Source organism: Mesonia profundi (genome assembly GCF_031085155.1).
GTDB classification, from domain to species: domain Bacteria; phylum Bacteroidota; class Bacteroidia; order Flavobacteriales; family Flavobacteriaceae; genus Mesonia; species Mesonia profundi.
In genome coordinates this window covers 1-15,749 of sequence record NZ_JAVHUL010000013.1, presented here as the reverse complement: position 1 = coordinate 15,749, position 15,749 = coordinate 1, and the positions used below count along the sequence as shown (strand labels likewise).

Below are 15,749 nucleotides of genomic sequence, written 5' to 3'. Positions count from 1 at the left end.
ATTTAAAATTCTAACTAACTACTCAGAATGTCATTATTTCAAGATACTGTTGTAAAAAAATATTTACAAGCCCTAGACCAAGCAACTATAGAAGCAAAATGGGAACAGTTTAATGCCTATTTTAAAAATCCAGAGATACAAACCAATATAAGAAATAGCAAAGAAGAGCAATTTCAGGAAGGGTTTTTAAGAGAGCTCTTTGTTAAGGTTTTAGGCTATACTCTAAATCCCAATCCAGATTTTAACCTCAACACAGAGTATAAAAATGTAAAGGATTCTAAAAAAGCTGATGGAGCTATTTTAGTAAATAACCAAGTTAAAGGAGTTATTGAACTTAAGGGTACAGAAACTACAGACTTATCCAAAGTAGAAGTTCAGGCATTTGGTTATAAAAATAACCAACCAGAGTGTGTCTATGTAATAACCTCAAACTTTGAAAAAATAAGGTTCTACATTGACAATGCTATTGAACATATAGAATTTAACCTTTTCACACTTACAAAAGAACAGTTTAAGGTTCTTTATTTAGTTCTAGCTTATGAAAATATAAGTAAAGACATACCCAAAAAAATAAAGGATGAATCTATTAGTCAAGAAGATAAAATTACTAAAGAACTTTATAAGGATTATTCTTTATTTAAAAAAGAACTACATCATAGTCTAGTAGCTCTAAATCCCAATTATGATGCTCTAGTATTATTTAAAAAATCACAAAAGCTATTAGATAGGTTTTTGTTTTTATTCTTTGCAGAAGATAGAATGCTTTTACCTCCTAACTCTGTTAGGCTTGTATTAAGTGACTGGAAAGATTTAATAGATAGAGATGTTGACATACCCCTATACACTAGATTTAAAAAGTATTTTGGTTATCTTAATACAGGTTATAAAGGGAAGCGTTATGATGTATTTGCATATAATGGAGGGTTATTCAAACCAGATGAAGTACTAGATACTATAGAAATAGATGATGATTTATTATATAGACACACTAAACAGCTTTCTGAATATGATTTTCAAAGTGAAGTAGATGTAAATATACTAGGGCACATTTTTGAAAACTCTTTAAATGAACTTGAAGAAATACAAGCTGAACTTGAAGGACAAGAAATTGATAAATCTAAAAGTAAAAGAAAAAAAGATGGAGTTTTTTACACTCCTAAATACATCACCAAATATATAGTTGATAATACTGTAGGAAAACTCTGTGAAGTAAAAAGATTAGAATTAGATATTACAGATGAAGCATACCAACCTGCTATTAAAAGAAGTAGAAAAAGATTAGAGAATCTTCAAAACTATAGAGATTGGCTCTTACAACTTACCATTTGTGATCCTGCTTGTGGTTCTGGTGCTTTTTTAAATGAAGCATTAAATCATTTAATTGCAGAACATAGATATATTGATGAACTTTCTGCCAAGTACAATAGGGATGCTTTAATGCTTAGTGATGTAGAGAATAGTATTCTTGAGAATAACCTCTTTGGGGTAGATCTAAATCAAGAAAGTGTGGAGATTGCTAAGTTATCTCTTTGGCTTAGAACTGCACAACCTAACAGAAAACTAAATGACCTCAGCAACAATATTAAATGTGGTAACTCTTTAATAGATGATCCAGAAGTTGGGGGGGTTAAGGCTTTTAATTGGCAAGAGGAATTTCCTCATATTTTTGAAAAAGGAGGTTTTGACGTTATCATAGGAAACCCTCCATATGTTAGAAAACAGGGTTTAATGGAGCATTACCCTGAGATGTGTGAATTTTATGAAAATAAGTACCAATCTGCAACAGCTAACTATGATATCTATGCTCTATTTATGGAGAGAAGCTTTGATTTAATTAATGAAAAAGGAATTGTTTCATATATATTACCTCATAAATTTTTAGTTACAGATTTTGGTGTTGGTATCCGACAGTTTTTTGTAGAGAAATGTGCAGTTGAAAGTATTTTACATTTTGGCTCAGATATGGTTTTTTCTGATGCTTCTACATATACTTGTATTATAAACTTAGATAAAACTCAAAAAAATAAGGTGCTATTTAAAAAAATAAAACCTATTGAAATCAATGATCCTTTTAAGTGGGATTATGTATTATATGAAAATTTATGTGAAGATAATTGGGATTTACAAAGTCAAGAAATATTTGATACTATTAATAAGTTAAAGCAGCAACCATATACAGTTGATAATGTTTTTGTTAGAATTTTCCAAGGTATAGCAAGTGGGGGTGATAAGTTATTTACAATAGAATTGATTGAGAATAATGGCAATACAGGTTTATTTTTCTCGGATATATTAGATGAAGAAATAGAAATAGAATTTGATATATTAAAACCATTTATAAAAGGAAATCAAATATCAAAATATCAAAATATTGCAAACACATTATTCACTATTTTTCCTTATAAAATTAATAAAAATAAAACTATACCTTTAAAATTCAATGATATAGAGTCAGAGTTCCCATTAGCTGCTAAATATTTTAGAAAGAATGAAAAATTCTTAAGAGGGAGAGAAAAAAGAAGATTTGATAATGAAGATGAATGGTTTTTGTTTAGTAGAAAACAGGGTATTTCTGGAGTAGAGATTCCAAAAATTATGACTCAAGAAATTTCTTTAGGGTGTAATATGAGTTATGATGAAAAAGGAGAGTTTTATCATCCTACTACGATTTACTCTTTTGTAAAAAATGATGACTTCGTAGTTGATGAAAAATTTTATTTGGGTATTCTAAACTCTAAAGTTATGTGGTTCTTTTTAAAAAACACAGGAACAGAACTTAGTGGAGGTTATTTTAGGTTTAAAACTAATTATTTAAAACCCTTTCCTTTACCAGAAATTCCAAATAACCCAAATTTAATTATTGATAGCACTAACCAAATGTTGAGTTTTAATAAAGACTTGCAAAATGTGTCTACTAAATTTATAAGGACTCTACAAAGGAAGTTTCCAGAACAATTAGAAAAAACATCTAAAAAACTAGATAACTGGTATGAACTAGATTTTACAGAATTCATAAAAGAGCTAAAAAAGAAAAAAATAAAACTCTCTTTGGGGGAAGAAGCAGATTGGGAAGATTACTTCTTAGCAGAACAACAAAAAGCCCAAGCATTACTAAATAAAATAAACCATACAGATAAAGCAATAGACCAAATGGTATATGAGCTTTATGATTTAAATGAAGAGGAAATAGCAATAGTTGAGAATAGCTAGATTTGTATTAGTGAAGAGGAGTACTTAGATAAAAAAAATAGCCCAACCTCTAATTAAAGAAGTTGGGCATCACTCAACTCAAAAACCAATGATAATTTTCATCACCATTGATAGCCTTAATGAGTCCATTAGAAAAATCAAAAGCACTGATATTCCTATTTAAAAAAGTGTCAATATAGCTACTCTTATTAGCCTGTGTGAAGAGGTTATATACCTTCCAAAGATTAATATCTCCCTTTGCATTTCTACAAAAAGATTCATCTGTATAATAATCTTTAGCTACAGTAGAGATTTGTCCATCATTCATTAATAAATCAGGAATTAGTATTCTCTCTTGTTTAGGTAAATAGTTATACAATCTAGCTCTTCCTATGAGCTGGGCGAATTGATGTTCAGTAAGATTGTAATTTGCTAAATCTTTTAAAGTACGCATATGATCTATAGCCTTGTAGTCACTAATAACTTTAGTGATTTTAGATTTCATACTGTCTAAACTATCAGCTTTAAGCTCTTCTACATATCCATCACTAGACACACATAAATTGCAGCAAACCAAATTTTGAAATCCTATAAAGAATTTAAATTTCTCATAGGTTTTCTTATTGTATAAATTCTCTTGGTTGTAGGCTCTAACCCCTCCTAGAGTTAAAGCAATTCTATTTCCATCTATTACAGATGTTACTGAAGGTATGCGTATAATAAAAGCCATTCTTTCATAATACACAGTCCTTTCCTCATCAAGCAGCTCTTTTGCTGGCTTATAAATGGCAGAAGGCACTCTACCTTTAATTTGATGAGAAACCCTTATTTCAGGGTTCTCAATAGTCTCTCTTTTAAAGGTTTTACCTATACACTCCTGAACAACCTCAACAAACTCTTGATGTGCAATGGTTTTTTCATTGTCTTTACTAAATACAGGTATAATACAATCATTTTTTAAATGGTTCATATTAACCTCTATAGTATTAGCTTCTATAAAAGGTTTATTCTCAAAGGATGGTATAGTTGGATGATTAAGTCTAGGTACACTAGATTCTATAATAGGTCTATTTTTGATTACTGGTAGTAGTTCCATTTTGATTAAAGTTTTTAGGGTTTAACAATATTTCATTAGTTTGTAAATTATCTTTTTGATTTTTAAAGTCATATTCAAGGAGCTCTCTCCAAGGCTTATAATGAATGTATAATTGCCTTAGCAACTCTATATCTTTACAGTCTTTTATTTTAGCTCTAGCTTCTTCTAGATTAGTACCACTATTGCACCATTCAAGTATCTTCTTTCCTGTAGCAGGATTAATAGTAAACTCCGGTTTATTTATATACAAACCTGTTCTATCCTTACTTGATATAGCAAAGTGCTTATTATCAATATTAAATAGAATAGTAAACTCATAGTCTACTCCATCTTTTTGTACTGCTTTAAGTCCTACCTTTTCAGGAATATATTTACCATCTTTTTTATTTAAGACATATTCTTGTTTAGTACGCATAGTAGCTACAATGTGAGCATCTGCTTGAAGTATTTTATTTATAAAAGCTTTATGTAATGGCATTACTTTAGCCCAATTAGCAAAGCTATTTCCTGCTAAGCTTGAGTGGTAGTCTATAAGGTAATCCCAACAATGTGAAATACTGTCTATAATTATAACATCCATTTCTGCTTGTAGGCAAACATCTATAGCTTTGATGTATTTTTCTGGAGTAAAAGGAGACTCTAATGTAAGTACATTGTAGTTTCCTAAATGAGCATATAAATCTGCTGAACCATTTTCTGTATCTATAATGGCTACTTTAGATAAAGCCTCATTGCTTAATCCTTTTGCTAATAATAAGCTGCTGTAGGTTTTCCCTGATCCAGCAGCTCCTTGTAAAGCTAGTTTTATCTTAGCTTTTTTTCTTTCTGATTGTCTTAGTTTCATAATGTATTGGTTTTTAAAAATTTACAGTAAATATTAAGGTTTTATGGGAGTTATTTTGTATCTTTGTAATTCCAAAATGACTCCCAGAAATGGGCTACTTCGAAAAAATATTACAGAGATTTAGATTGAGAATACTGATATAATTAAATTGTTTCTTATCTAAAATTGTTTAATAGAATTATCTGATTACCAATGTAGTTTTCCTCATTCGTAATCATAATTCTTCATTCAATTTTATATAATGAATAAAGAAAATTATGACGAGGAAAACTCAGTACAAATTATTAATACAAGTAAAGATGAATATCCAAGAATGTATTTTGTATACATACCTAAAAATTTGGATATTGATGAATTGGTTGAGAGATACCCACCTAACATAAATAGATTTAATAAAGATAAGTTAGCTTATGTTGTAAGCTTGATTTATAGCATCCCTATGAGGTTGAAAGATTATGATTTTCAATTACAGGATGGATATACACCTATAAATAGCGTAATACTTAAAACAAGAGTAAGGGAGTACAAAGAATATCTTATTTATTTAGTAAGAGTGGGGGTTTTAGAAAAAAGAAGTTTATTTAAATATCAAGCAGGCTTGACTTCATCTGGTTATAGATTTACTTTGAGATATAATAAAGATATTAGAAAGTACATTATAACTTGGAAAAGGCTCATTAAGGCTATTTGCAAAAGAAAAAGAACTTCAAAAGAAGTATTTGTTCCTATTACTGCTAATACTATGGATTACTTAGAAAAGTGGTGGAACGATGATCTAGAATTTGATTATCTCGGAGCAAAAAAATGGTTATTCAACTTATATTTGGAAGAAAGAGAAAATGAAATTCCACATTGTGAAAGGAAGTATTATAGCAGAAAAATAATCATAGAGAAATTTAAAGATCGAGATTATATCTTACATCAAGACAGTACATCTGGAAGAGTCCATACTATATTAACTCAACTAAAAGGAGAACTTAGACAATTTATTAAGTACAAAGGAGAGCCATTAATGGCAATAGATATTAAGAACTCACAACCTTACTTATCATTAAGTATTTTAAATCCTACAAAATATAAAGATAATGGAATTAGAGATAAAATATATAAATATAATAATGAAGCATCATCCACTATAATGTTGGCACTTTGTAATTACCCAAACTATGATACGGATGATATAAAGGTTTTCACTGAACTAGTTGCTAATGGGAGATTCTATGAAGCATTTGGAGATCAATTACAGAAAAAACAACTAATAGATGAACCTTGTCCTTCAAAAAGAAGAAAGAAAGCTAAACAAATAATGTTCAGCAGTATGTTTGGGCATAATAATGAAAAATGTAAAGTGATTGATCCAGAAACTAAAAAAGTAAGGTATTTTCCAAATGAAGGAATGATTTTATTTAAAGAACAGTTTCCTTCTGTACACCATATCTTTAAAATTATTAAAAAAAATAAACACAATGCTCTTGCTTGTATACTACAAAACTTAGAAGCAGAAATAGTGCTTCATAAAGCCTGTAAAATTATTACAGATATTAGACCAGAAGCACCATTATTTACATTACACGACTCTATAATAACAACTGAAGAAAATGTTCATTATGTAAAAGAAGTATTATCAAAAGTGTTATTTGAAGCAATTGGAGTTGCTCCTGCAATAAAAATAGAACACTGGAATGAAAAAATGGAGGCTGCTTAATGGCCTCCATCATTTTTTAATTTAAAATTAAGTTTAATCATTTGCTCACTGACCTTCTTTTTGACTATTTTTCCATAATGTTCTTGGGTAATAGTTATTTTTGAGTGTCCCAACAATTCAGAAACTATTTCCATTGGTACATCATTGTAAAGTAAAACAGTTGTAGCAAAAGTTTTTCTTGCTATATGATGAGTCAATCTCTTCTCAATACCAACAATTAAAGCAATTTCTTTTAAATAAGAATTAAATCTCTGATTAGATATTCTAGGCAATATATAATTAGACTTCACATTAATATATTTCACTATAATGTTGGCACTTTTAGGAAGTAGAGGAATTGAAATATAACTGCTAGTTTTCTTCCTATACATTTCAATCCACTTAAAGCCATCAAAACCTAAAGTAATATGTTCTTTAGATAAATTAGACATTTCCGCATAGGCTAAACCAGTATAGCAACAAAAAATGAACATATCCCTTATTTGAGATAATCTTGATTGAGAAAAAGTATACTCCTCTAAAGATTTTAGTTCTCTTTGATTTAAGTAAACAATTTTAGTCTTAACTTTTTTAGGTTTATGTGCATAAAATGGATTTCTGTTTATTATTTGTTCTCCTACAGCTGCCCTAATCACACTCTTAAACCTTTGAGTAGCCTTATTAACAGTAATCTGCTGATGCTTCTTTTCTGTCTTTAAGAAGTACTCAAATTCACTTAAGAAGTTCATTGTAAGGTTATTTAAAAGCACATCACTTTTGTCATATTTCCATTTCACAAACTCCTTTAAATGATTAGAAATATATAAGAATTTGTTCCAAGTAGCCTGATTAAGCTCTATATCTATTAGTTTTTTCTTTTTAGCTAACTCTAGATTATAGTATTCTATAACACCATATTCTTTAGATTTAGTTTCTCCTTTAAACTCCTTATAAATGTCATTCACTGTAAATGGAGTTTGAGAAATCTTAAGCTTTAGAAAAACTGATTTTATCTCTGAACTAATAATCTCTAACTGATCATTAATTTGGTTATTCTTAGAAACTTGCTTCTTAGCATCCCAGTCAATTTCTTCTAAAGATATACCTGTAGAAAACTGTTTGCGCTTTTTATTATAGGTTAACCTACAAATTACTGAACATTTATTTCTCTTGTTCTTTTTTGATTTTTGTAAATAAAATAAAATTGAAATCTTGTAGTCGTACATAATTATAATTTTGTAAGACCTACAGAAATAGATGGATAAGGATTAGTAAAAGGGTATACCTAATTTTATTTAGGGTATACCTAAAAGCATACCTTAAAAGAGCAAAACCTCTCCCAAACAAAAAAAGCCTCTCCCTATAACAGGAAAAGCTCTTCATTGGTTTAACACTACTTAAACCTAGATGCCAAGATTAACTTGACATACACAACACAACTTCGTAAAAAAAGCCTCCATATAAATGAAAGCTTTTTACACCCGATGATTCGGGATTGCGGTCTGGACGAGACTCGAACTCGCGACCCCCTGCGTGACAGGCAGGTATTCTAACCAACTGAACTACCAGACCGTTGCTTAATTGCGAGTGCAAATATATACTTCTTTATTACTTCACCAAAATTATTTTGAGCTTTTTTTTAATTAGTTTTCACTTCATTATTTAAATTTTTGTCTTTCAATAAGATAGGTCGTCAAAATTTTATTAAAATTATCATGAATATTTACAGGCACATACTTTATTCGGTACTGAAGACACATCTGAGCCAAGTGTTTCATGTATCTTTTTACCTCTTTTTGATATTCTTCTTTTACATTTTCCGCGTAAAGCGGAATCACCTCCCCCGTTTCTACATCCGTAAAGCGTTTTGGAGCCTCATCAAAGTCAAAGTTGACCTCTTTCTCCTCATCAAACGTGTGAAACAACACCAACTCGTGCTTATTGTATTTTAAGTGTCTCAAGGCTTCAAACAACCGTTGCTCGTCCTCATTGGACTGAAACATATCCGTAAAGAGAAAAATCAAAGAACGCCGCTTTACCTTTTCTGCAATCTGATGTAAATAGGTATAGGTTTCGGTTTTTCGCTGCTGCGGATTTTTTTTTAGCGTTTCTTCCAACTGGTGCAACAACAATTGAAAGTGACGTTCACTTCCCTTTTCGGGCAAGTAATATTCGTACTTCTCGCTATAGATACTCAAGCCCATAGCATCTCGCTGCTTTTTGAGCAACTTCATTAAACTTGAGGTCGCTAGAGCAGCAAAGCCTATTTTATTATACTCACTTAGACTCTGTTCCTTTAATTTAGGGTAATGCATCGAAGAGGAGTTATCTATAATCACATGACAGCGCAGGTTGGTTTCCTCTTCATAGCGCTTGGTATATAACTTATCAGTCTTCGCGTAGAGCTTCCAATCAATATGCTTGGTACTTTCCCCATTGTTGTAAATCTTATGCTCTGCAAACTCGGCTGAAAAGCCGTGAAACGGACTTTTATGCATCCCCGAGATAAAGCCTTCCACAATTTGATTCGCCAAATGGTCTAAATTTCCAAAACCTTCACTTTTATTGATTTCATCTTGCAGCTTCATGATCGACTTTCTTTTTGGTTGCATTGGGTCTAAAAATAAAAAAGGTTTAGCAGTTAAGCTAAACCTTTTTTATATAATACCAATTGTTTATTCAAATTAGGTATAATGGAAAGATTGACTATAATAATTCGTCAATTGCTTTTGCATATGTGTCTTTAGGAGAAACTCCTACTTGGCGACCTACTAATTCCCCTTTGTTAAAAACCAATACCGTAGGAATATTTCTTACGCCGTATTTGGCTGCAAATTCTTGGTTTGCATCTACATCAACTTTTCCTACTACCGCTTTACCTTCGTAGTCTTTACTAATTTCGTCAATGATAGGTCCAACCATTCTACAAGGTCCACACCAAGCAGCCCAGAAGTCTACCAATACAGGTTGATCACTGTTTAATACTTTTTCTTCAAAATTAGCGTCTGTTATCTCTAATGCCATAATTTAAAATTTTTTTATATTACAAAAATAGTCAAATATTTTACATCTACCTTACACTTAAGAATGGGTTTCTATTATTTGCCTATCAATTTAAGTTATACGTTGGTTTAAACCGGTGACTGCTTTTATATATTATTGTTTTTTGGACTTTTGGACTTAATAATTATTCCCCACTTTACCCTTATCACTTATAGTTTTTCACTTTTTTAAGTCTATTCACTCCTTTCTACTCCCCCCATATCACGTCTCAAAACGATCACTGAGTAAATTCCTGCAAGCCCCGAAACTTCGGGCATATCGAAGTCTCACTTCTAACTTTTAATGTATATGAATTATTAGTCGACAATCATTAGCGTTTTAGATGTAAGTTCTTCTTCTTTTCCATTACCGAAAAGAAGCAAAAGTCTAGGCTTACGAAACTAGCGCTAAATTGTAAGTTTGCAAGCTAAATTTTAGGAACTCACCCGATTATCATCGGTCTCAGACAGCCTAAAATTTTTACGCTTACTGCACTGCCAATTTTACGCGCAACTTTCGATAGGCCGGTTTACTTTCTTTTCATGTTTTCGTTTTTTATTTTTAAAATTTTTCTCGTTTTGTAATCTCTAACTTCCAATTTCCGACTTTCTCTTTTCACTTTAAACTTTTCACTTTTCGTTTTTCACTTTTTTTAGTCTAAAAGTCTTTGGTCTAGGTTCTAGACTCTAGTATCTATGTTCTATTTCCCCCATCTCACTACTAAAGACGGTGGCTGAGTGATTTTCAAGAGAAAATTGTATCGAAGCACACTTTTCACTTTAAACTTTTAATTTTTCACTTTTTATAGGTCTTGTGTCTATTTTTTCACTTTACAACAAACCCTTAATTCAATTTATACTTAATGTTTTGCGATTCCAGCTCTGTAATCAACTCCTCACAAATTTTTACTTTTTGTCGTTTGCTGGGCATATGCAGTTTAATTTTTTCTTGAAGCTCATAGACGACAAAGTTAAGCAAGTGATCTCCCTTGTGCATATGGAATAACTCTTTAAGGGAAATGATTTTTTGCTCACTCAAGTCATCTACATCCAATTGAATGGTCAGCTTTTTCGCATTCTCTTCAATGACATCATGCAAAAGATTGAAATCCCTAAACTGTATTCTAGCATCTCCTTTTTTGCCCGTATCTTTATTTACCCAACCTTCTTTGACAAAAAGCCGTATACGTACAAAGTTGTTGATCATCAAAAAATGACGGTATTTTAAATACTCCTCTCCAAAAATCCTAAACTCATAAGATTCATTATAATCTTCTACCGTAAACATAGCCCATCCTTTTCCGTTTTTACTCACTCTATGCTGCACATCACTCACCGCCACGCCCAACGTAAGCTCTTTATTAATTTGCATATTTAAGTCACTTAAATACCCTAAAGAGGAATTGCAAAAATATTTCATCTCCAACCTAAAATCATCCAGCGGATGTCCCGAAATATAAATTCCCACCACTTCTCTTTCTTTACGGAGTTTCTCCATAGTTCCCCACTCTTCGCAAGGCGGAACTAGCGGTTCTGGAATTTGAACATCACTCGCTTCCCCAAATAAACTTACCTGAGAAGAGTTTTGATTTTCTTGAAACTTGGCTGCAAACTTCACCACCTTTTCTAAAAATGTAATGCCATCGCCTTCTTCATGAAAGTATTGCGCTCTGTGGGTGGGTTTAAATCCATCAAATCCTCCTGCCAAAGCTAGGCTTTCAAAAGCTTTTTTGTTGGCTGCTCGCAAGTCGATGCGTTTGGCCATATCAAAAATAGAGCGGTAGTTTCCGTCTTCTTTTCTATTTTCAACAATGGTTTGCACAGCGCCGCTTCCTACCCCTTTAATCGCTCCCATTCCAAAACGAACCGCGTTGTTTTTGTTTACTGAAAACTTAAAATAGGATTCATTCACATCGGGACCTAATACTTCCAATTTCATCCGCTTACATTCTTCCATAAAGAAAGTCACGTTTTTGATATTGTTCATATTATTAGAAAGTACTGCCGCCATATATTCTGCGGGGTAATGTGCTTTTAAGTAGGCTGTCTGGTAGGCAATCCATGCATAACAGGTAGAGTGAGATTTATTAAAGGCATAACTCGCAAACGCCTCCCAGTCTTTCCATATTTTCTCCAACTTTACGGGATCGTGTCCTTTCTCTGCCGCCTGATTAATAAACTGAGGCTTCATCTTATCGAGTACCGCTTTTTGCTTTTTCCCCATCGCCTTACGCAATACATCGGCTTCACCTTTGGTAAAGTTAGCTAGCTTCTGAGAAAGTAACATCACTTGCTCCTGGTACACCGTAATCCCGTAAGTTTCCTGCAGGTACTCTTCCATATCCTCCAAGTCATACGTAATTTCTTCATCCCCGTGTTTTCGAGCAATAAAACTAGGAATATACTCCATAGGCCCCGGGCGGTACAAAGCATTCATCGCAATAAGGTCTTCAAAAACCGTAGGTTTTAACGCTTGCATGTGTTTTTGCATTCCAGGAGATTCATATTGAAATATCCCTACCGTTTCTCCGCGTTGGAACAAAGCATAAGTCTCTTCATCGTCTAGCGGAAAATTTTCGGGATCCAAATCAATTCCGTGTTTTCCTTTTACAATTTTTACGGTATCCTTGATGAGCGTTAGGGTTTTTAATCCCAAGAAGTCCATCTTTAACAATCCCGCATCTTCTACGACTGAGTTGTCAAACTGAGTCACATATAAATCTGAATCTTTAGCTACAGATACCGGCACATAATCGGTAATATCACCCGGAGTAATAATCACCCCACACGCATGAATTCCTGTATTTCTTACCGAGCCTTCTAAGATCCTGGCTTGGTTTACCGTCTGCGCTTCCAAATCACTCCCCTCTGAAATATTGAGCAGCTCATTTACCTTATCTACTTCTTCACTTCTAAACTTAGCTTTAATCCCCTTTTCATCTAGCGCAAAAATCTTGTGCAGCTTAGACATTTCAGGAATCAATTTCGCAATGCGGTCGGCGTCCCCTAGAGGCAAATCTAACACCCTCGCTGTATCCCGAATCGAAGATTTTGCGGCCATCGTTCCGTAGGTAATGATTTGCGCTACTTGATTGGCACCATATTTCTGGATCACATAATCCATCACCCTACTTCTACCTTCATCATCAAAATCAATATCAATATCGGGCATACTTACACGATCCGGATTTAAGAAACGCTCAAAAAGTAAGTCGTACTTAATAGGATCAATATTCGTAATCTTTAAACAGAAGGCTACCGCACTTCCTGCTGCAGAACCTCTTCCGGGTCCCACTGAAACATCCATCTTTCTCGCCTCTCGAATAAAATCTTCTACAATTAAGAAATAACCTGGGTAACCCGTATTTTCAATTACCGAAAGTTCAAAGTTTAAACGCTCTCTAATCTCTTCCGTAAGTTCCCCATAACGCTCTTCGGCTCCTTTAAAAGTAAGGTGTTTTAAATAAGCATTTTCTCCGCGTTTTCCTTTATCTTCTTCATCTTTCACATCCAAAAACTTCTCTGGAATGGTAAAAGCAGGCAATAAAACATCCCTAGCTAAAACAAAAGGCTCTACCTTATCTACCACCTCCTGAATGTTGGTAATGGTCTGCGGCAAGTCTTTAAAGAGCTCTTTCATCTCTCCCGCCGACTTAAAGTAATATTCTTGATTTGGTAAGCCGTAGCGATACCCTCTACCTCTACCTATAGGGGTCGCTTGTTTTTCACCATCTTTTACACAGAGTAAAATATCGTGGGCATTGGCATTTTCTTTATCGCAATAATAAGTGTTATTACTGGCAATCATTTTGACTTGATGCTGCTCGGCAAACTTTACCAAAACAGGATTCACGCGGTCTTCATCTTCTTGTCCGTGACGCATCAATTCAATATATAAATCGTCTCCAAACTCCTCTTTCCACCACAGTAGGGCTTCTTCGGCTTGGTTTTCTCCTATATTTAGCACTTTACTAGGCACTTCTCCGTAAAGATTTCCGGTAAGGACGATAATATCTTCCTTGTATTTCTTAATGACTTCTTTATCGATTCGCGGCACATAATAAAAGCCCTCAGTGTACGCAATAGAAGACATTTTGGCTAAATTGTGATAGCCCTTTTTATTCTTGGCGAGCAATACTACTTGGTAGCCGTTATCCTTTCTAGATTTATCTAAGTGATTTTCACAAACGAAAAACTCACAGCCTAGAATCGCTTTTATTTCTCGCTCCTTAAACTCTTCTCCGCTCTCTAAAGCCGCTTCTCTTTTTTCATTTACTTCTGCATTGTGTTTCGCTACTGCGGAAACAAAATGAAAAGCGCCCATCATATTCGCATGGTCGGTTAAAGCCACCGCAGGCATATTCTTTTTGGCTGCAGCTTTTACCAAATCCTGCACGCTAATGGTAGATTGTAAAATGGAAAACTGACTGTGATTATGCAAGTGCACAAAGTCTTCGTCTTGAAGCACCTCAATATTTTCCTGAATCTCTTCTTCGGAAAGGTCTTGTTGGGGTTCTTTCTCGGCCATTTTTTTACGAATGACTTCCGAAGCTTTCTTAAGATTGATGTGTTTTAAACCTATTAATGGAATAGGCTGCGGATTCTCTTCAGAGAAATTTTCAAAATACCCCGGACCTGCATCTAATTCTTCCGAAGTAAATACCCGAAGTCGAATCAATTCTAGAAAACAACGCGTCGTTGCTTCCACATCGGCAGTAGCGTTGTGTGCTTCTGCAAAAGGCTGATTAAATAAGTGTTCATGTAATTCCGTTAAGGTAGGCAGTTTAAATTTCCCGCCTCGTCCTCCAGGAATCTGACAAAGCTTCGCTGTAATTTCGGTACAGGTATCTAAAACGGGGAGTTCTGTTAAACTGCTTTCCACACCTTCCCGGTAAAATTCGGCGCCCATAATATTAAGGTCGAAGCCTACATTTTGCCCGACAACAAATTTGGTTTTCGCTAAAGCTGAATTAAATCTCGCCAGACCTTCTTTTAAGGAAATCCCTTCTTCTTGCGCCAATTCGGTAGAAATTCCGTGAATTTTCTCGGCATCATACGGAATATTAAATCCGTCTGGACGAATTAGAAAATCTTCGCTCTCTACCAGATTTCCCATTTCATCATGCAGCTGCCAAGCGATTTGTATCGCTCTTGGCCAGTTATCTGAATCGGTGATGGGAGCACCCCAACGCTTTGGTAATCCGGTAGTTTCGGTATCGAAGATTAAAAACATGTATGCCTATTTTTTTGCAAGTATTGAACGTATAAAATTAGGAATTCATTTCAGTTTTAGAAAGTTTAGTTATCAACAAAAAAAGGATGTTTTTTTTAGTTAGGTTGGGCGAGCTTAATTTGACGTTTTGTTTTTCTCATTCATAAAATCCTGAATAAAAGCCTCCCGCCCCCTACCGGTCGGGCAGGTCTTGCAGTCTGATTTTTTTTTTAGGATGGCAGGAAAGAAGAGAAATTGAAAATGAAATCGAAATCAAAAATTCTCTTAAGTCTAAAAGTCGTGGATCTAGTTTTCTTTACTTTTTAATTTTGCTGTTTTTTTTAGGTCTATGCTCTACTACCTATTTTCTCACTACTAAAAAGGTGGCTGAGTGATTTTCGAGAGCCCTGAAGTTTCGGGATGTATCGAAGCCCCACTTTTTATATCTATTATTCCTGTTGAAATTCCTTTTCACAACCACTCCTGTTCCCACTAGTGGGAACATCCCCTCCTTTTTTAAGGAAGAGAGCTTTTTGTTGAGAATTATATTAACCCGTTGTGCATTTTAAATAATACTGATTTTTATGTTATTGATGTTTCTATTAAACCCGTTGTGCATTTTAAATAATACTGATTTTTATGTTATTGATGTTTCTATTAAATATAAATCTATTGATATATTG

Annotated in this window: 8 protein-coding genes and 1 tRNA gene; 2 read left to right on the top strand and 7 right to left on the bottom strand. The window is 33.5% G+C overall.

Features of this window, described 5'->3' with window-relative positions; genetic code table 11:
- Positions 1-27 precede the first annotated feature (27 nt).
- Entirely contained in the window at positions 28-3,210 is a 3,183-nt protein-coding gene (locus RBU60_RS06425; RefSeq protein ID WP_308863923.1) for an Eco57I restriction-modification methylase domain-containing protein, read from the top strand.
- Between the two features lie 73 nt (positions 3,211-3,283).
- On the opposite strand, the gene RBU60_RS06420 is transcribed toward RBU60_RS06425, so the two are convergent.
- Entirely contained in the window at positions 3,284-4,285 is a 1,002-nt protein-coding gene (locus tag RBU60_RS06420) for a DUF3871 family protein (protein ID WP_308863922.1), read from the bottom strand.
- Positions 4,257-5,129 carry an AAA family ATPase gene (locus tag RBU60_RS06415; protein WP_308863921.1) on the bottom strand — a complete coding sequence of 291 codons (873 nt, stop codon included), beginning with the start codon at positions 5,127-5,129 and terminating at the stop codon, positions 4,257-4,259. Before RBU60_RS06415 ends, RBU60_RS06420 begins: the two co-directional genes overlap by 29 nt.
- Before the next feature lie 241 nt (positions 5,130-5,370).
- Between RBU60_RS06415 and RBU60_RS06410 the strand changes: the two genes are divergently transcribed.
- On the top strand, positions 5,371-6,834 hold the full coding sequence (locus RBU60_RS06410) for a hypothetical protein (RefSeq protein ID WP_308863919.1): 1,464 nt from the start codon (positions 5,371-5,373) through the stop codon (positions 6,832-6,834).
- Here RBU60_RS06410 and RBU60_RS06405 read toward each other — a convergent pair.
- The 5 genes from RBU60_RS06405 to dnaE form a co-directional block, all read right to left on the bottom strand.
- Positions 6,831-8,039, bottom strand: a complete 1,209-nt coding sequence (locus RBU60_RS06405) for a site-specific integrase (RefSeq protein WP_308863918.1) — start codon at positions 8,037-8,039, stop codon at positions 6,831-6,833. The two genes, RBU60_RS06410 and RBU60_RS06405, sit on opposite strands and share 4 nt — an antisense overlap.
- Before the next feature lie 272 nt (positions 8,040-8,311).
- A tRNA-Asp gene (locus tag RBU60_RS06400) sits at positions 8,312-8,385 on the bottom strand.
- An 86-nt stretch (positions 8,386-8,471) separates the two neighbouring features.
- A complete protein-coding gene (locus RBU60_RS06395) occupies positions 8,472-9,401 on the bottom strand; it encodes a DUF58 domain-containing protein (RefSeq protein WP_308863917.1) in 930 nt (309 codons plus the stop codon).
- A gap of 118 nt (positions 9,402-9,519) precedes the next feature.
- Positions 9,520-9,837: a thioredoxin gene (trxA, locus tag RBU60_RS06390; protein ID WP_308863916.1), complete on the bottom strand. Its 318-nt coding sequence runs from the start codon at positions 9,835-9,837 to the stop codon at positions 9,520-9,522.
- Positions 9,838-10,698: 861 nt separating this feature from the next.
- Positions 10,699-15,087: a DNA polymerase III subunit alpha gene (gene dnaE, locus RBU60_RS06385; RefSeq protein WP_308863915.1), complete on the bottom strand. Its 4,389-nt coding sequence runs from the start codon at positions 15,085-15,087 to the stop codon at positions 10,699-10,701.
- Positions 15,088-15,749: the final 662 nt, after the last annotated feature.